This window comes from Flavobacterium aquariorum, assembly GCF_003254745.1.
GTDB lineage: Bacteria > Bacteroidota > Bacteroidia > Flavobacteriales > Flavobacteriaceae > Flavobacterium > Flavobacterium aquariorum.
In genome coordinates this window covers 446218-462969 of sequence record NZ_QKXH01000002.1, presented here as the reverse complement: position 1 = coordinate 462969, position 16752 = coordinate 446218, and the positions used below count along the sequence as shown (strand labels likewise).

The 16752-nt window shown below is 33.7% G+C and carries 19 protein-coding genes; 6 read left to right on the top strand and 13 right to left on the bottom strand.

The genetic code is table 11. The features are described from left to right. Positions 1 to 9: 9 nt before the first annotated feature. Entirely contained in the window at positions 10 to 846 is an 837-nt protein-coding gene (locus DOS84_RS04690; RefSeq protein WP_111408954.1) for an ABC transporter permease, read from the bottom strand. 72 nt (positions 847 to 918) lie between these two features. Continuing rightward, positions 919 to 1815 carry an ABC transporter ATP-binding protein gene (locus DOS84_RS04685; RefSeq protein ID WP_111408953.1) on the bottom strand — a complete coding sequence of 299 codons (897 nt, stop codon included), beginning with the start codon at positions 1813 to 1815 and terminating at the stop codon, positions 919 to 921. Positions 1816 to 2132: 317 nt separating this feature from the next. Between DOS84_RS04685 and DOS84_RS04680 the strand changes: the two genes are divergently transcribed. After that, positions 2133 to 3200, top strand: a complete 1068-nt coding sequence (locus DOS84_RS04680; protein ID WP_111408952.1) for a hypothetical protein — start codon at positions 2133 to 2135, stop codon at positions 3198 to 3200. 19 nt (positions 3201 to 3219) lie between these two features. Here DOS84_RS04680 and DOS84_RS04675 read toward each other — a convergent pair whose 3' ends face one another. From DOS84_RS04675 to DOS84_RS04635, 9 genes are all read right to left on the bottom strand, one after another. Beyond that, complete coding sequence (locus DOS84_RS04675; RefSeq protein WP_111408951.1) at positions 3220 to 3462, bottom strand: hypothetical protein; 243 nt, start codon at positions 3460 to 3462, stop codon at positions 3220 to 3222. Positions 3463 to 3676: 214 nt separating this feature from the next. Next, complete coding sequence (locus DOS84_RS04670) at positions 3677 to 4735, bottom strand: nucleoid-associated protein (protein WP_111408950.1); 1059 nt, start codon at positions 4733 to 4735, stop codon at positions 3677 to 3679. Between the two features lie 88 nt (positions 4736 to 4823). Further along, complete coding sequence (locus DOS84_RS04665) at positions 4824 to 5363, bottom strand: IS1096 element passenger TnpR family protein (RefSeq protein ID WP_111408949.1); 540 nt, start codon at positions 5361 to 5363, stop codon at positions 4824 to 4826. A 265-nt stretch (positions 5364 to 5628) separates the two neighbouring features. Further along, on the bottom strand, positions 5629 to 6231 hold the full coding sequence (locus DOS84_RS04660) for an HPP family protein (RefSeq protein ID WP_111408948.1): 603 nt from the start codon (positions 6229 to 6231) through the stop codon (positions 5629 to 5631). Between the two features lie 10 nt (positions 6232 to 6241). Further along, entirely contained in the window at positions 6242 to 7513 is a 1272-nt protein-coding gene (locus DOS84_RS04655) for a chloride channel protein (RefSeq protein WP_111408947.1), read from the bottom strand. A gap of 322 nt (positions 7514 to 7835) precedes the next feature. After that, complete coding sequence (gloA2, locus tag DOS84_RS04650; RefSeq protein WP_111408946.1) at positions 7836 to 8225, bottom strand: SMU1112c/YaeR family gloxylase I-like metalloprotein; 390 nt, start codon at positions 8223 to 8225, stop codon at positions 7836 to 7838. 105 nt (positions 8226 to 8330) lie between these two features. Then, entirely contained in the window at positions 8331 to 9308 is a 978-nt protein-coding gene (locus DOS84_RS04645) for a lipid A deacylase LpxR family protein (RefSeq protein ID WP_111409076.1), read from the bottom strand. A 53-nt stretch (positions 9309 to 9361) separates the two neighbouring features. Continuing rightward, entirely contained in the window at positions 9362 to 9622 is a 261-nt protein-coding gene (locus tag DOS84_RS04640; RefSeq protein ID WP_111408945.1) for a hypothetical protein, read from the bottom strand. A 253-nt stretch (positions 9623 to 9875) separates the two neighbouring features. Then, positions 9876 to 10334 (bottom strand): SRPBCC family protein, encoded by a 459-nt coding sequence (locus DOS84_RS04635; protein WP_111408944.1) that lies wholly within the window; start codon positions 10332 to 10334, stop codon positions 9876 to 9878. Between the two features lie 303 nt (positions 10335 to 10637). On the opposite strand from DOS84_RS04635, the gene DOS84_RS19065 reads away from it, so the two are divergent. Further along, positions 10638 to 10781, top strand: a complete 144-nt coding sequence (locus tag DOS84_RS19065) for a hypothetical protein (protein WP_165830394.1) — start codon at positions 10638 to 10640, stop codon at positions 10779 to 10781. Positions 10782 to 10804: 23 nt separating this feature from the next. Here DOS84_RS19065 and DOS84_RS04630 read toward each other — a convergent pair whose 3' ends face one another. Both DOS84_RS04630 and DOS84_RS04625 read right to left on the bottom strand, forming a co-directional pair. Next, a complete protein-coding gene (locus DOS84_RS04630; RefSeq protein WP_111408943.1) occupies positions 10805 to 11263 on the bottom strand; it encodes a YciI family protein in 459 nt (152 codons plus the stop codon). Positions 11264 to 11275: 12 nt separating this feature from the next. Continuing rightward, the gene (locus tag DOS84_RS04625) at positions 11276 to 11743 is read right to left on the bottom strand and encodes a DinB family protein (protein WP_111408942.1); all 468 of its coding nucleotides are present in this window, start codon (positions 11741 to 11743) and stop codon (positions 11276 to 11278) included. A 146-nt stretch (positions 11744 to 11889) separates the two neighbouring features. Between DOS84_RS04625 and DOS84_RS04620 the strand changes: the two genes are divergently transcribed. The 4 genes from DOS84_RS04620 to DOS84_RS04605 all read left to right on the top strand — a co-directional run bounded on the left by DOS84_RS04620 (position 11890) and on the right by DOS84_RS04605 (position 16725). Continuing rightward, positions 11890 to 14049, top strand: coding sequence for a TonB-dependent receptor (locus DOS84_RS04620; RefSeq protein ID WP_111408941.1), 2160 nt, complete (start codon positions 11890 to 11892; stop codon positions 14047 to 14049). Between the two features lie 235 nt (positions 14050 to 14284). Then, complete coding sequence (locus DOS84_RS04615; protein WP_111408940.1) at positions 14285 to 14698, top strand: DUF2141 domain-containing protein; 414 nt, start codon at positions 14285 to 14287, stop codon at positions 14696 to 14698. Between the two features lie 26 nt (positions 14699 to 14724). Then, complete coding sequence (locus tag DOS84_RS04610; RefSeq protein ID WP_111408939.1) at positions 14725 to 15345, top strand: hypothetical protein; 621 nt, start codon at positions 14725 to 14727, stop codon at positions 15343 to 15345. A 24-nt stretch (positions 15346 to 15369) separates the two neighbouring features. After that, positions 15370 to 16725, top strand: a complete 1356-nt coding sequence (locus DOS84_RS04605) for a 2TM domain-containing protein (RefSeq protein ID WP_111408938.1) — start codon at positions 15370 to 15372, stop codon at positions 16723 to 16725. The last annotated feature ends 27 nt before the right edge of the window (positions 16726 to 16752 follow it).

Here is a 16752-nt window from a genome sequence, read left to right as displayed (position 1 = left end):
ACAAATATACTACAAATCTCTGTTTTTTAATATTTTATAGGATAGGAATAGAAAGATAATGGTCCAACATAAAACGATTGCAATTGCCGAAAAAGGAACACTGTAATCTTTGAGGTTTTCAACGCCCATTTGGTCTCCAATTGATTTAATAAGTGATAATCTGGAAAATGGCTCTAATATTAAATTGGACATCGCTTCCAATGGAAAAAACTGGGTGATGTAACTTGCCATTTTGCCTTCCGGAAAAAGACGAAAGTTCAAAATTCCTTTTGCTATGGCTTCTATAATATTCCAAACCAATAAAAAACCCAATGCAAAAGCGGATCGTTTTACCAATATTCCCAAGAATAAACAGAAAGAGAAAAATCCAACCAACTTTATAAAAAAGGCTAAAACATATTCTAAATCAGAAAAGACAATGCCAATTTCAGTATAAGATGAAAAGCTATAGCCAAGTATTAAGCTCATTACAAAAACAAAAACAGTTGAGCACAATGAAAACAAAACGATGGTTACGAATTTGGAGAGTATAAATTCTTTCTTGCTCAATCCATCAATTAGATTTTGTTTTAAAGTGCCATAACTGTATTCATTAGCCATCATGGAAACAATTACAATGGCCAAAAAGAGTTTTAAAATAGCTGCAATATAAGTGTTAAAATGCCAGATATATGGGAAATTAAAAATACCCATTTCAGCAACCTGAAAATGAATGTTGCCAATGTTGAACTTAATGGAGGCAATCAAGGCAATAAAAGAAAGTAATATAAAGTAGGTCAAAGTCAGTACACGGCTGGCTTTGTTTAGCCATATTTTTTGTAATTCTATAGAGAGTAATCGTTTCATGTTTTTAATTTTAGATTTCAGATTTTTGCATTGTCATTGAAATTGAATTTTGCCATTGCCATTGTTTTTTTGCTATTTGTTCTTGGTTAATTCTAAAAATTGCTCTTCCAAGCTGTTTTTTCGTTTTACCAGATGGCTTAAACAGATGTTATTGGAAAATAGAAACTGATTCAAATCTTTTGATTCTAATTTTGTTTTTAAGTAAACCAAAACTTTTCCTTCTGTTGCAGTAATTTTATCAATTGCCGGATGTGTTTTTAATACTTGAATTAAATTGTCAGTATCATCCGCCTGCAACTCGAAGAATCCTTCATTGGCAGAAATACCATCTACAGGGCCTGTATAAAGAATTTCTCCTTTTCTTAAAACCATAACATGAGTACATACTTTCTCGACTTCGTCCAATAAATGTGAAGCCAATAAAATGGTAGTGCCTTTTGATGCAATTTGTTTTATGATGTCCCTTATCTGATGAATTCCTTGAGGGTCTAATCCGTTTGTTGGTTCGTCTAGTATCAAGATCTCAGGATCATTCAGTAGGGCAGAAGCAATCGCTAAACGTTGTTTCATTCCTAAAGAAAAAGTACTAAATTTGCTGTCTTTTCTATCGTTGAGACCTACCAATTCTAATTTCTCCTGAATTTTGGAGTAATCGATGTTTTTTATTTTACAAACCAATTTAAGGTTTTCCTGAGCGGTCATGTAAGGGTAAAAATTGGGTCTTTCAATAATGGCTCCCACTTTTTTCAAAGCTTCATGTGTTTGAAGATTTCCATCAAACCAACTGTATTCGCCAGAAGTTTTGTTCACTACGTTAAGAACGATACCCAAAGTAGTCGATTTTCCACTTCCATTAGGTCCTAGAATACCATAAACATTGCCTTTTTTTATTTCTAACGAAACATTTTTTAGAGCTTGAAGACTGCCATAACGTTTATTGAGGTTATGTATTGAAAGAATTGTTTCCAAATTAGTAAGTGTTTTTTGTATAGGACGAGTTTGCTTTGCTTTTGTTACTCTGATGGCTAAGTTATTTTTACCACAATAAAATGTTTTGTTTGAATAATATTGACTTTTTTGATTGAAAGCTTAAATTACATGATTTGCAGTTTTGCGTGAGTGATGGCAGTGGAGCTCTTTTTTTGATTCCATTTTTTATGGAATAAAAAAAAAGCGGGAACGGACAGCACGACCCAAAGTTTTTACGGAGGGGCACGCTCAAATTAAATAGATGAGAATAGAGAAATAAGCCGTTTTAATGTAAATTTGTAACAAATCTACCTGAAATGAGCGAGGCACCTTTAATGTTTTTTAAAAAACCATGTTATCCTATAAATAGTTCATTGATGAATTATCTGGAGCGATTTGATCTTGTATCCAAAGAACCTGTTGTTTATGATGACCTTTTGCGATTTTCGGGTGCAATTAGTGTTTTTGATAAAAATGATCAGGATACCTTATGGATTAGGGTGTATTATAATGAGTTCGAACGAAAAGAGATAGACCTGAATCTTAAAAAAGTATATTCATTATTGTACTCTGATGGAAATACTGATATTTTGAAGTACTTGAATGTTGATGCAATTGACTATTGTACTTTTGGAAACTCAAAGCCATTTAGAATAAAAGTCAGAAATATTTTGAATGACAACTATACTTATTTTTATATAAAAAAAGCCGATGCATCCAGGGTTTATGGTTTGGAATTGGAGCATCTTCTTTCTCCTTATAAAATTAATTTTTTAGTTTTTAAAGATACTTTGATAGAAGAGCATATCACTGGAATTCCCGGAGATGTTTTCATGCAAACTTTATTGAGCAAATGTTCTGAAACCGAAAAGGCGCAAATTGCAAAAGAATTTGTGAAGTTCAACGAGCGTTGTATGATTCGTTTATTGGGAGATATGAGATCGTATAATTATGTAGTTATTCCGATTCATGATTTTGATCAAGTTGTCTATAAAATTAGACCAATTGACTTTGACCAACAATGTTATGAAGGAAATTTTAAAGTGTATCGACCTCAGTTTTTCAAGGAAAATTATCCTATGATTCAAAATATAAAAAACAAACTTCAAGATCGGTCCATAGAACAATATAAAAATGAAGAGCGTTCAGCATTGGCCAAAAGAATAAATTCAGCTGAAAACAGAATCAAGATTCTGATGAAAATTATGGGTAATGATAATATTTCCACTGATGAAAATTTGAGTCACCTGAAGCTGGAATTGTATCGTTATACGAATGACATGAATTTTAAAAATGCAAAATCAATGGGAAATGTGCTAAGTGCCGCTTTCGAATTTGTTACGAGAAACTTCAATAGCTCCAATTTATTCAGACCAGGATTTTAGTGAAAATATTTTAAAACAATTACATTGAAGAAAGTCTCTTTCTTGTGTAGTGATTCAATAAAGTTTCATTTATTTTTTTTAACTCAGGAGTTAGAAATGTTTTTCTGTCTTGTAAATCATTGGTCAATTCAACCTGACAAACCGTACATTTATATTCTTTGAAATGACCAGTTACATTTCTGACAGTTACTATTTTGTGGCCAAAAATGGAACAGGCAGTTTTTTTATCGACAAATTTCGACATAAAATCTAAGAAGCTCATAGTGTGGGGGTTATAAATTTCAACAAACGTATAAAAAAAACACTTATTATTCAAATAAAACCGATGAAATGCGTATTTCTTTATTGAAAGAAGTGTAAATCTTACAATAATTTTATTTATATAAAATCGATAGAGTTTATTACTAAAAAAATCCCCAACTATCTAAGCAGTTGGGGATTGTAATTTTGTTGAAATAATTCTTTAAGAATACTTATTAAGATTTCTCTTCTTTATTGAAATAAACCAAATAGTAATACATCTGTTTTTCTTCGTCCCATCCTTTTTCCACGAATTTTTCGGCACTTTCCGGATTGATAAAATCCATTTTGATTTGGATATGGGTATCAAGGTTGATTACGTTTTTAATTGATTTTCTGGCGTCGCTTACCGCTGCATTGGCAATCGGGAAAGAGGTTACGTCTTCAATGCTGTATTTTTCCCCTTTGTCAACTTTGTAGTTTTTAAATTCGGGAATTAAGTCTGGGTTATCTAGTACCTCATTTAAGAAATTAGTTTCTTCAAATTGATCGTTTTTTGCAAAATAATTTACAGAACGATTCATAAACATTACTTCTTCTTTTTTGTCTTCGGCAGGGAAAACAACATCTTTGGCAAAACCTTGACAGAATTTCAAGTATTTTTTGGTGATAAAATTTTCATCCTCAAATGCATCTACCGATAGAAAATGCTCCAACCAATATCTGGCATCATAACGATTGCTGTCTACAGATAGGATTTTATATCCTTCTTCTTTTTTGTAATTAAAAATCAAACAACCTTTGTCCAGTTTGTTTAAGCTTACTCCATGTTGAAGTATCATTTCCAATTGCGTTCCTTTTTCTTCAAACTGTAAAAAGTCAGATTGGATTTCGCTTTTGAAAATACCGATTGCATCTACTACATTGTTGTCAATGCTTAAATTGGTCAAATAAGTTACATAAACCTCACCATTTTTGATATGCGGATGGTTTGATTGTTCAAAAAGGTGATTGGTCATCTTTTTGGAAACATCATGCAAAGCACTTGGGTTTGCAAAAATTTCGGTAGCATATTTAAACATGTCATTGTAGTCCAAATCCACTTCGTGAGCAAACTGAAAGTAATTTTCTTCTTTTTCTTTAAAAGGTTTAAAGAAAAACTCTTTCATCAATGGTACAATCTCATCGTTTAATCTAAAAGGTTCTTCTGATAAAAAAAGAGGTTCGTTACGACTCATGTTTCCCACACGGTGTATGGATAACGTTTCAATGTGCGTGTTGTACAGGTTGATCATTTATTTTTAAGTTTAGATGAAAGAGCCAAGAAAAAAGACCGGATTAAAGTCTTTACTCTTGGCTCTTGATTCTTATTGTCGTTTTATTCTAATTCCAATTCTCCTCAAAGCCGTAGTCTTCAAAACTATCGTCTCCTTCGAACATGTCTAGATCGTCTTCGTCTAAATCGTCTTCAAATTCGCCATAGATATCATCGTGCATATCGGCTTCAAAGTTTTTCTCAATAGCTTCGTCTGGCATTTCTCCGTGAGAAAATATAGTTTCTGGATAAGTATTACCTACAATTTGTTCTTCAACAGCGGCTAATTCTACTAGAAAAGTCCACATATTGATAAAGTCGTAAACATAAATAATCTTGGTATTTTGTTCGTCTAATATGTCGGATAATTGATAGTCACTCATGATTTTTTGCTCACCTGGAACATCTCCCGTATCAAACATAGAAATCTCGTCTTCTTGATTCCAAGTTTCGTCACAAGTATAAAAAGAAGCCACTTCCATTCCGTCAAAGCCAAATGAATTGAAAATAGCATTGTGTAAATCTTCTAAAGTGTCTTCTGCAAGTATTGCTATGTCTCTAAAAATGTCTTCCTCGGCATCTAGAATGACTCTGAATTTATAAACCATAATCTTTGTTTTTATTGAAAGAGCAAATGTAAAGTTTAATTTTAGATTTCAAATTTATGAATTGGGTTTTGTTGAAAAGATTTTGTCGGGAGCTGATTTGAGTAATAATGGCAAAACATACCAAGCCTTTTATTCACCGCAAAGAGCGCAATGTTTTTTAATTACTTTATCTTTATTCCGCAAAGGTCGCAAAGCTTTGCGTTCCTTGCGTTTTTCAAGAAAACAAAAATCATTGTGTCCTTTGCGGTTAAATTGGCTTTTGAATTTATTTCTTTCTGGTCAACCGTTTTCTGATTTTATGATAGTGTTTGTGGTAGGTGGAATGACTCGGATAAGTTCGACTCGGCGTCATATTATTGAAAACTAGTGCTGTGAGAAGTAAAATCAATACACCAATTAGAACTGGAGAAAACACATACATATATCCTAAGGCTTTTATTTTGTCGGAACCAATCACGGCGATTAGTGCGGTTGCCCCTCCAGGCGGATGCAAAGTTTTGGTAATTTGCATAAAAATTATAGAAAACGAAACGGCTAAGGGAGCGGCTATCCAAATAATATCGGGAACTAATTTATGAACGGTAACGCCTATTATAGCTGAAATTACATGTCCTCCAACCAAATTCCTTGGCTGTGAAAATGGACTTTGGATAATTCCATAAACCAATACACTCGAGGCCCCAAAAGAGCCAATTAAGTAAACGGCATCATTTCCTTTGAAATGTATGGATTGTATATAAGCGAGAATCCCGATGCCGACAAATGATCCTAAAAATGACCAAAATTGCTCTTTATAATCAACTAAAGTTTCTTTGTAAAGTATATATTTTGTTTTGCGATAGGTTCGCTTTATTTTTTGAATCGGCATGAGAGGAATATTATTTTGCTAAACTAGGTGAATAAGTATAAACCGTAAATGGATAAATCATTTTTGCGGTGTACTTCGAAATCAGACAAACTACCAAAATCGGAAAGAATAAGGTGTAATCATTCGTTAATCCGCAAACGAGAAAAATAGCCGTAAAAGGCGCATGAATACTGGCGCTTAACACTGCAGCCATTCCGATAATAATGAAATTTACAGGAATAACGTTGGCCGAAAAATAAGTGTTTAAGACCAAGGCAACCAATAATCCCAAAAAGGCACCAATAAAAAGACTGGGTGCAAAAACACCTCCATCGCCACCCGAAACCAGAGTTGCTGAAGTAACTATCGGTTTTAGGATTAAGATACCAATGAATGTCAAAAGTATTGACAATGTTAATTGTGTCTCATTTGGGTTTACAATTAGTGCTTTGATGGCGTGATATCCTTCGCCATAGAGTTGTGGGAATAAAAGTAATGAGATGCTCAAAATACTTGAACCGATGATGATTTTAAAATAATGGGTTTTTATTTTTGAAAATTGAACTTTGAAAAATAACACGCATCGAGTTAAATAAACGGAAACGAATGCCGCTAAAATTCCTAAGAGGATAAAATAGGGAATCGCTTTTAGATGCCAAGTTGTTATAATAACATTAAACAAAGGTTTTTCGTTTAATATAAAAATAAGCCCAAATGCGGTAAGAACGGCAATCAAATTACTGATTAGAAATGCGCGGGTAACTTTTCTTGAAATAACTTCTAAGGCAAACAAAATTCCGGCAATTGGACTGCTGAACAAAGCTGTAATTCCTGCAGCAACTCCAGCGCAGATTAATTCGGTTTTGTATTCTTTGAAGACATTCTGTTTTCTTTGCGCTACAGAACCAATAGTTGCAGATGCGACAACTGTAGAAACTTCTATCCCTGTCGAGCCTCCAAAAATTACGGTCAATAATCCGTTGATAAAATGGGAGGATATTTTGTAATTGGGTAAATTCTGTGATTTGGAATTGGTACTTTCAAATATTTCCTTGATGCCTTTGTTTTCTTTTTTCTTAAAAAGATACTCCCGAAGAAAATAAATAACGGACAATCCAAAGATTGGAAAAAGGATGTAATATAAAGGATTTATTGAGGCCTGATGAGCAAATATTTCTTCATAATATTCGGTTAATTTTTTTAAAGCAACTCCCAGAAAAGCCGAAAGAAAACCAATCAAAATAGAAACTATAACTAGCTTTTGGAGTTTTAGGAACTGATAATTTCGTATGTATTGTTTCATTTTCTTTATTTAAACCGAATAGGCTGGATTAATTTTGATAGAAACGAACCTTTTAAACTAGATAAAAAGGTCCATTTTATTTTTTTAGGATTACAAAGCTAAAGAAAGAAAATTGCAATTGTATTAGATGCCAGTTATAATAACAATGTTTTGTGATTTCTTTAAGAAATATCGCCTAACCGCAAAGTACGCAAGATTTTCATTTCTATATCTTTATTACAAGGTTCGCAAAGCATTGCGTTCCTTGTGTTTTTAAAAGATGCCGAAATCCTTGCGTTTCTTGCGGTAAAATTATTTTAGTATTGTGACTGTCATAAAAAAATTATTTCTCGTAAAATTCAATTGGAGTGTTGTCCGGGTCGGCAGTGAAGAAGAATTTTTTACCGGTAAATTCGTCAATCCGAATTTCTTCGGCATCGCAGCCTTGTTCTAAAATGTGGTTTCTAGTTTCTTGAATATCATTTACTTCAAAAGCCAAGTGTCGTAAACCGGCGGCTTCCGGACCGGAAGTTCGCTTTGGTGGGCTAGGAAAAGAGAACAATTCAATTATAAAATTGCCATTGAGAGCCAAATCCAATTTATAGGAATCTCTGTTTTCCCGATAGATTTCCTGAATGATCGTCAATCCTAAAATATCAATATAAAAATGTTTTGACTTTGAATAATCCGAGGCAATTATGGCAATGTGGTGTACTTTGTTTAATGTAATCATAACAAATATAGTATTGTTGCAAATTAGTATTCAGTGTTAAAGTTTACTATTTTTTCATTAAAAAATCAAAGGTAAATTTATTATTCAAATTTTATTTTTTTAAAATTATAATGTTAACCCAATTCTAAAACCGCCCCAACTATGTGTTCTTCCTGTTTCGAATTCTTTTGAAATCCAGGATCGATAATATTCCAGGTAAAATGTTTTGGAATGCAAAACGATTCCCAAATTTTTTTGAAAAGTAAATCTTTCCATATTCTCATTGGTAATTACATAAGGACTATTTTGGTTAAAAAGACCACCTTGCAAGCTGGCATCATATCCAACAGCGGTAACTAGACCTTGATAATAACCATAGATTTGAAAATTATTTTTGCTTTTTAAGGAAGTAAAAGGGGAGTTAATTTTTCCAAAAGTAGTTGTTAATCCTCCAGATATATTTGTGTTCATCGTTCCCAATCGAAGTTTTGCATTAGAATTTAACGCAAATAAATTGTTGAGCCGGTATAATTCTTTCTCGTGTGAAATTTCATAATTTAGGATCAAATCATTTTGGATTTGGTGTTGCCAACCTAACGGGATATCTTTGCCAATCCATTCGTGAATCGTACTTTGTATTTCTTTACCGGAACAAAAAGGACCTATAATACCCACACTTAGAGTAGAAGAAATTGTAGTTTTATGAATAGTATCAGTTGAAATTAAAAATGATTTTAACATCGCCGCCGCCGCATAAGGTCTGTCGTCATAAATAATTTCATCCGATTTGAGATTAGTGGGCGTAAAACCGATTTGTTCCCATGATAGTCCATATTTTTGCTCGCTGTTGTTTAGTTTTGCAAATAATTTATTTATTGGATTTTTAAGAAGTTTAGGGCTTACCAGTTCAAAATTTTGACCGAGAGTATAGTAGTAATCGGTGTTTGCGAAAAAATCATTGTCAAAATAATATCGAAAATAATGATCACTTTTTATTTCTCTGAAAGTGGCAGTATTGTCAATTCTTTGGCCAAATGATAATAATGATAGAAATAGTAGGCTAACGGTATAATATTTTCTACACTCGGATACCCAAAAAAACATTGGGTTTTTCGAATGTTTAATCCAGTTGAAAATGGTTATATTGATTAGATAAATCATTGCAAATAGATCATAGTTGGCAAATTGGCTTTCGGATCTTGTTCTAGTGCTTTGGTGTGCAATTTCTCAATTAGTTTTTTTGTTTTTTCTATAGAATTTATTTTAAAGAGAAATAGTACTTCATTTTCATTATCGACATTTTGCCAAATGTGCTCCAAAAACATTTCTTCAGAAGCATGAAAGGCTCTGTCATTTTCTAAAACTCCTTTTATGGTTTCAAAAGGAACATTCCTGAGTGTTGCTAAAAGGTAAGGCATTTTTTTATTTTTTTTAGAATTATTTTAAAACTTTTATGCTGAGGTTGAATATTGATTTTGGAGAGGAAAGATTTGCGTTATTATGTCAACTTTTTGTTTTTACAAGAAGTTGGCGATTTCGGAAACGAAAATTGTCTGTCTGAACTTATTATGAAGCAAAAAGCTTCATTTAACCACCGAGCCGCCAATTTCTTGGAGGTGTCGTTATAGACTGTGTTTATTTCTTTGTGTTTTTAAGATATTCTATAAATTGTTATTTTTCGCAAAGTTCTTTCAACTTGTCTAGTGCTTTTGGGTAGGTTTGTTCCATATAACTTACAAAATCTTCTGCGGTGTCTAAGTCAACAGTAACGTTTGTAATTCCATTGTTTTCTTCGAAGGTATAGTTTTCAAATCCGTTCGCCCATTTTTCCACTTCAGGTCCTTCTGTAATTTCCTTGTCAGCTTTAAAAAGACCATAATGTTGAATCGAAACAAATTGGTTGGGAATGTTTTCAACTATCTTGGAAACCATACCTCCCTTTTCTCCTTTTTCGTCTACTCCAATAAATAGAATTTTATTTCCCTTGTCCCAACTTCCTTCATAGGTTGATGTCGGGTTAAACAAAGAAGTCCATTGCTCATAAGTTGATTTACTGTTAATGCCAAGCATAAAATCATAAATCTTGGTCACAGATGCATTGATGCTTACTTTGAATTGTAACTTTTTCATAATATTAATATTTGTTTAAATTAATCTTTTGAGTTGTTATTTTTCGTTATACTTAGCAGTCGTTTAACACAGGCTATAACTAGTTCACATGCGATAAAAACTTTCGTAGATACACCCGAAATGCGATAGGTAGGTGAAGGTTTATTTTGTTTTCTTCTTTTTTAAAATATAAAAATTACAAACTCATTAATCGTAAATTTCGTTTGTTCTGGTTGTTTTTATGCTCCGACTAGTAAAACAAGGCATCCGAAGAAAAAAGAATGCCCTGATACGAGCTTCGGAACGCCTGTTACATGCTTCGGAATGCCTGACGTTTACTTCGGAATGCCTGACGTCTACTTAGGAATTGCAGATATAAGCTTCGGAATCCCAATTACAATCTTCGGACAAGTTGTTACTTGTTTCGGACTTGTTTTTACAGTCTTCGGATGGCTTTTGGACTATTAATCGAACTCAGCTCTTAAAAAAAACTAGATTTTGTTTTTCGTTATTTTTTCGTGAATCTTCAATATTTCCTGTAATGCCGCAGTTCCGTACCAAGGTGTTAATTCGGCTTCAAAAATATTTGCTTTTACTGCTGGATCTGTGGCGACGAGTTCTTTTGCCTCTTCGATGGTAGCTACATTAAAAATGTAAAGACCTCGATAATTTTTGTCATTTTTCATAAATGGCCCTGCCAAAGCCAATTTTCCTTCTTTTGCCAGGCGTGTTATGTTGGCCATATGTCCTTTGAACAGTTCGTTTTTTTCTTCCTCTGTCGCGGTGGTGTTGCTTCCGGTTTTTAAAATGCAAAACACATATTGCTTCATTCCGCGTTCATCTGCATTTAGGGATTTGGCGAGTTTTTCGTCATAAGTGGAATTAGCTTCTTGAGAGAAAAGTAGATTGAAATTAACTATAAGCAATAATGTAAGGATAGCTTTTTTCATGTAAATGTCTTTTTAAGAATGTTTAACTAACTTTTTAAGAATAACAATTTGTCCTAAATGATAAACATCATGCTGGATTATTCCGTGAATATGTTCGTAATACGTATGGTTGTTGTTAGCATATATTTTTTCTAAACCTTTGTCGTCAAAACTCTCAAAAAAAGCATTCCACGATTCCTGCGATTTTGCCAGATTTTGAATTGATTGGTACCAGGCAACCTCTGATGGGTCTAAAACAGGCACAAAATAATTATGGTCAGGAGTTGTGATTGTTTCTCCTTGTACACGCCTCAAAATATTTCTTCTCCACTGTATTAGATGATTGACAATTTCCCAGATTGTGTTTAAATCGGGATTGATTTTCCTGTATGCCTGTGCTGCAGTTATATCTTTTAAAGTGTCTGTCAAAGTGACCTCAAGCCACGGATTGCCATCATAAATGGACTGATATAGATTTGAAATTCTCTTACTTTCTGACATATCAATGATTTTTTGCAATTACTAGCTAAGATACAAATAAGTAATTGACGATTCATCCCTAATTTTCCGCAATTGGGTCACAACAATTTGAATTCCTTTTTTTTCTGAATGACATTTGTCTCATCAAAATCATCAAAACCGTCATCATGAAAACCATTATTTTATTATTCGCCTCTTTATTTAGTTTCACACTTTTTTCGCAAACCACTATTTCAGGTAAAATTGTTAATGAAAAAGGAATCCCAATCGCAGGTGCCAATGTTTATATTGAAGGCAGTTATGATGGCGCTTCCACTTCTGAAAATGGTGACTTTACATTTGCCACCGCCACCACCGGGAATCAAAATTTGGTAGCAAGTTCATTGGTTTACGAAACTTCGAATATTGTTATAGATGTAGCTCATTTTCAAAATCAAACTATTAAACTCAGGGATAATGTGAATGCACTCGATGCTGTTATAATCACTGCGGGTTCTTTGGATTCGGGAAGTAAAGCTCGGGTATCAGTTTTAAAACCATTGGATATTGTAACTACAGCAGGTTCTGTTGGAAATATTGTAGCTGCCCTGCAATCTTTACCGGGAACGCAAACGGTAGGTGAGGACGGAAGATTGTTCGTTCGCGGAGGAGAAGCCAATGAAACCCAAACGTATGTCGATGGAATGCGAGTGCCGCAGCCTTATGGTTCAACACCTAATAATTTACCAACACGCAGCCGATTTTCGCCTTTTCTTTTCAGTGGAATTTCCTTTTCTACGGGTGGATATTCTGCCGAATATGGAGATGCTTTATCTAGTGTACTGCTTTTGAATACAATTGACGAACCGGATCAAAGCAAAACGGAAATCTCCGTAATGTCTGTAGGTGTTGGTCTTGGAAATACTCAAAAATGGAAAAAGAGTTCTTTTAGTATTAATACTTCATATATCAATTTGACGCCATATCAGGCACTTGTTCCCCAAGATGTAGAATGGAAAAGCGCACCACAGTCTTTGTCAGGAGAAATGGTCTACAGATACAATTTTGAAAGAGGAATTTTTAAGATGTATGCTGCTTTTGACGCTTCTCAATATGTTATTAAACAAGAAAATATCAATTCGATTGACAAAATCACGGTCGATTCCAAAAACGATAATTTCTATCTTAACTCATCTTACAATGGTTTTTTCGGAACCAATTGGAATATTACGGCGGGTTTGAGTTATGGGTATAATAAAGTAAAATCAGATATTGATTTGGATAACTTAAACAATGTGGAAAACGCTGTGAATATGAAGCTGAAACTGAAAAAGAACATCTCCAATCGTTTTAAATTGTCTTTTGGTGCCGATTATTTTATCACCAAATATACTGAAGATTTTACCCGAAACGCAGGGAACACCTTTGATTACGGATATGACAATACCATTGGAGCATTGTATACGGAAGCCGATATTTTCTTTTCGAAAAAGTTGGCAGCAAAAGTCGGCGTTCGCGCTTCCGCAAATGAATTAACAAATGACAATTCTATTTCTCCAAGAATTTCGTTAGCCTACAAAATGGCGAAATTCAGCCAGTTGTCTTTTGCATATGGTGATTTCTCCCAAACGCCAAGTGTCGAGTATATCAAGTTTTCTAAAAACAATCAGTTTGAGAGCGAAAAAGCGTCCCATTATATCTTGAATTACCAATACAGTAAAGAAGGGCGTACACTTAGAGCCGAAGCATATTATAAAGATTACAGTAATCTGACTCGATTTGACAGTCCTACAGTTGTCTACAATTCAATATTTACCAATGATGGAACAGGATATGCCAAAGGTTTGGATTTGTTTTGGAGAGACGGAAAAACTATCAAAAACTTAGAATATTGGGTTTCGTATTCATATATCGATACCGAGCGTTTGTATAAAAATTACCCAACTCAGGTGACTCCCAATTTTGTTCCAAACAATAGCTTGTCTATAGTGACTAAATATTGGATTCCGGAATGGAAATCTCAACTGGGTTTCACGAATTCCTTTAGTACTGGAAGACCATATAACAATCCGAACGAAACCCAATTTATGAATGGGAAAACAAAATCATACAACGATTTGAGTTTCAATTGGGCATATTTGCTAACTACCCAAAAGATTTTGTATTTCTCGGTTTCCAATGTTTTAGGAGCGAATAATGTGTATGGATATAATTATGCACTTAGACCCGATGCCAATGGAGAATACAGAAGAAGCGCCATCAAACCGGCAGCGGACAGATTCTTCTTTATCGGTTTCTTTTGGACCATCAGCAAAAATAAAAACGACAATCAGTTGAAGAATTTGTAAAAAAGTTTCTAAGACTCTAAGTCGCTAAGAAAAAGACTTAGAATCTTAGTAGCTCAGAAACTTAGAAACTTCAAAAGAAACAATTCATCCATCAAAACTGACAGTTCGGTATCATTAAGTTTTAAAAGACGTAATGTCAATATAAATTTGTTCAAGAATAAAAGCAATAGCAATTTCAATAAAAATATAAAAAAGAGTTTCAATCATTATTAATCACAACTAAAAATCAAACACCATGTTAAAAATCATCACCGCAATCGCATTTTTCATTTGTAGCTTATTATCTGCTCAAAATGTCAATCTTACCGTTTCTGTTTCAGGTTTAAAAAGCAATACAGGAATTTTAAAAGTAGGTTTGTACAATTCGGATGCCACGTTTCTGAAATCAACTTACAAAAGCATTACTTCTGAAATTAAAAACAGCAGTGCCACCGTTACTTTTGTAGGTATCCCAAAAGGAGAATATGGAATATCTACCTATCAAGATGAAAACAGCAACGGAAAATTGGACAAAAATATGATGGGAATCCCTTCTGAAGATTTTGCCTGCTCGAACGATGCAAAAGGATTTATGGGACCTCCAAAATATGAGGATGCCAAATTCAACATCGACAAAAATTCAAAAATAGAAATCAAATTCAATAACTAAAAAATAACCATTTAACATAAATCAAAATGAAAAAAATTATCACCACTATCGCATTATTTGTAGCTGTAATAAGTTCGGCTCAAGGAAAATTTGAACAAGGAATGGGAAAAGCGTTTCAGCTTTGGGGAGAAGGAAAAAATACCGAAGCTTCTGATATGTTTGAGCGTATAGCGGCTGCGGATAAAACCAGTTGGTTGCCTAATTATTATGTAGCGTTGGTAAATACTACCAGTTCTTTTGCAATTCAGGATAAAACCCAAGTAAATGCTTTGCTTACCAAAGCGCAAAATGTCTTGGATGTAGAAATGATAAAGGATCAAAAGAATGCTGAGTTGTACATTATGCAGGCCATGATTTACACTGCTTGGGTCGTTGCTGATCCTATGACAAACGGAATGAAATATTCGGCTAAAGTAATGGAAGCTTACGCCAAAGCCAAAGCTTTAGATCCGAATAATCCGAGAGCCGTTTTTGGTGAAGCAGATTATCAGTTAGGAGGAGCAAAATGGACAGGTGTTGATACAAAACCGCTTTGTGTACAAGTTGATAAAGCTATCGAACTTTTTGCTACTTTTAAACCGGAAACGCCTTTCTCACCAAAATGGGGATTGGATAGAGCATTGGAAGCTCAGAAGAACTGTAAATGATTAAATTAATTTAAGCTGATTATAATGAAAGACTATAGAAATACATTTTCTGATTTAAAGAGTGGAACGATTATGTGTTTCAAAATTTCTATGGTTTTTACGGTTGTTTTTTCAGTTTTATTAGGAAGTGATTTTAGTATACAAAATGTCTTAATAACGTTCTCTTTGAGTTGCTTGTATTCTTTTGGTTTGGGTTTTGGGAATGGTTTTTTGAATAATTTACTTGACAGGAAATGGGATTGGCTCGAGCAAACTAATTTGAGAGTTTATTACGGGATTTTGGTTACTGTTCTGTACACAATTCCTGTTGTTTTGGGCATAAATTATATCATTTTTGTGATTTTGCAAAAAATGTCCATAGATCAGTTTTTTAATGAAAGGATGGTTTGGATTCATCTCTTTTACATCATTTTGTCATTAGGGGTTTCTGTTTTTATGCAAGCCAGAAGTTTTATGGTAAAATGGAAACAAGCATCAAAAACTGAAGTAACTCAGCAAAAAATCATCGCCGGAACTGCAAATGCCAAGTTTGAAACCTTAAAAAATCAAATCGACCCGCATTTCCTTTTTAATAGTTTGAATGTTTTAAGTTCATTGATTGAGGAAAATCCTGAAAATGCACAACGTTTTACCACTTCATTGTCCAAAATATACCGCTATGTTTTGGAACAAAAAGATAAAGAATTGGTTTCGGTTGCCGAAGAGTTGTCATTTGCCAAAACGTACATGAACCTTTTGAAAATGCGTTTCGAAAACAGTCTGTTTTATGAATTGCCAGAAACAGATATAAATCCAGAGGCCAAAGTGGTACCGCTTTCGTTGCAGTTGCTTCTGGAAAACACAGTAAAACACAATGTGGTTAGTGAACAAAAACCGTTGCACATCAGAATATTTATTGATGGTGATTATTTGGCGATTCAAAATGATTTTCAAAAGAAAGAAGTTATTCAAAGTCGTCAAGGTGTAGGATTGCAAAATATTGTGGATAGGTACGGAATTATTACCAACAGAAAAGTGTTGATAGAACAAAATGAAAAAACATTTACGGTTAAGATTCCGATTTTAACTAAACAAATCAGTGTTATGGAAACAACTTTAAATTACAATGAAAATGGAGCTTACAACAGAGCAAAAAAGAGAGTCGAACAACTCAAAGGATTCTATGGGAATTTGATTTCCTATTGTACTGTGATTCCAATTTTAATATTTATTAATCTCACCTATATGCCAAAATTTCATTGGTTCTGGTTCTCTGCAGCGGGTTGGGGATTCGGTTTAACGATGCATGCTTTTAAGGTATTTGGGTATGGAACTGATTGGGAAGAAAGAAAAATTAAGGAAATATTAGAAAAAGAAAACAACAAGCAGAGTTGGAAATAGGATGTAATTTAATTATAAATTTTAGAA

Excerpts from the sequence above, each read along its gene's own strand:
- DOS84_RS04690 (WP_111408954.1), bottom strand. The coding sequence starts at position 846 with ATGAAACGATTACTCTCTATAGAATTACAAAAAATATGGCTAAACAAA.
- DOS84_RS04680 (WP_111408952.1), top strand. The coding sequence starts at position 2,133 with ATGAGCGAGGCACCTTTAATGTTTTTTAAAAAACCATGTTATCCTATA.
- DOS84_RS04675 (WP_111408951.1), bottom strand. The coding sequence starts at position 3,462 with ATGAGCTTCTTAGATTTTATGTCGAAATTTGTCGATAAAAAAACTGCC.
- DOS84_RS04670 (WP_111408950.1), bottom strand. The coding sequence starts at position 4,735 with ATGATCAACCTGTACAACACGCACATTGAAACGTTATCCATACACCGT.
- DOS84_RS04665 (WP_111408949.1), bottom strand. The coding sequence starts at position 5,363 with ATGGTTTATAAATTCAGAGTCATTCTAGATGCCGAGGAAGACATTTTT.
- DOS84_RS04660 (WP_111408948.1), bottom strand. The coding sequence starts at position 6,231 with ATGCCGATTCAAAAAATAAAGCGAACCTATCGCAAAACAAAATATATA.
- DOS84_RS04655 (WP_111408947.1), bottom strand. The coding sequence starts at position 7,513 with ATGAAACAATACATACGAAATTATCAGTTCCTAAAACTCCAAAAGCTA.
- gloA2 (WP_111408946.1), bottom strand. The coding sequence starts at position 8,225 with ATGATTACATTAAACAAAGTACACCACATTGCCATAATTGCCTCGGAT.
- DOS84_RS04645 (WP_111409076.1), bottom strand. The coding sequence starts at position 9,308 with ATGTTTTTTTGGGTATCCGAGTGTAGAAAATATTATACCGTTAGCCTA.
- DOS84_RS04640 (WP_111408945.1), bottom strand. The coding sequence starts at position 9,622 with ATGCCTTACCTTTTAGCAACACTCAGGAATGTTCCTTTTGAAACCATA.
- DOS84_RS04635 (WP_111408944.1), bottom strand. The coding sequence starts at position 10,334 with ATGAAAAAGTTACAATTCAAAGTAAGCATCAATGCATCTGTGACCAAG.
- DOS84_RS19065 (WP_165830394.1), top strand. The coding sequence starts at position 10,638 with ATGCCTGACGTTTACTTCGGAATGCCTGACGTCTACTTAGGAATTGCA.
- DOS84_RS04630 (WP_111408943.1), bottom strand. The coding sequence starts at position 11,263 with ATGAAAAAAGCTATCCTTACATTATTGCTTATAGTTAATTTCAATCTA.
- DOS84_RS04625 (WP_111408942.1), bottom strand. The coding sequence starts at position 11,743 with ATGTCAGAAAGTAAGAGAATTTCAAATCTATATCAGTCCATTTATGAT.
- DOS84_RS04620 (WP_111408941.1), top strand. The coding sequence starts at position 11,890 with ATGAAAACCATTATTTTATTATTCGCCTCTTTATTTAGTTTCACACTT.
- DOS84_RS04615 (WP_111408940.1), top strand. The coding sequence starts at position 14,285 with ATGTTAAAAATCATCACCGCAATCGCATTTTTCATTTGTAGCTTATTA.
- DOS84_RS04610 (WP_111408939.1), top strand. The coding sequence starts at position 14,725 with ATGAAAAAAATTATCACCACTATCGCATTATTTGTAGCTGTAATAAGT.
- DOS84_RS04605 (WP_111408938.1), top strand. The coding sequence starts at position 15,370 with ATGAAAGACTATAGAAATACATTTTCTGATTTAAAGAGTGGAACGATT.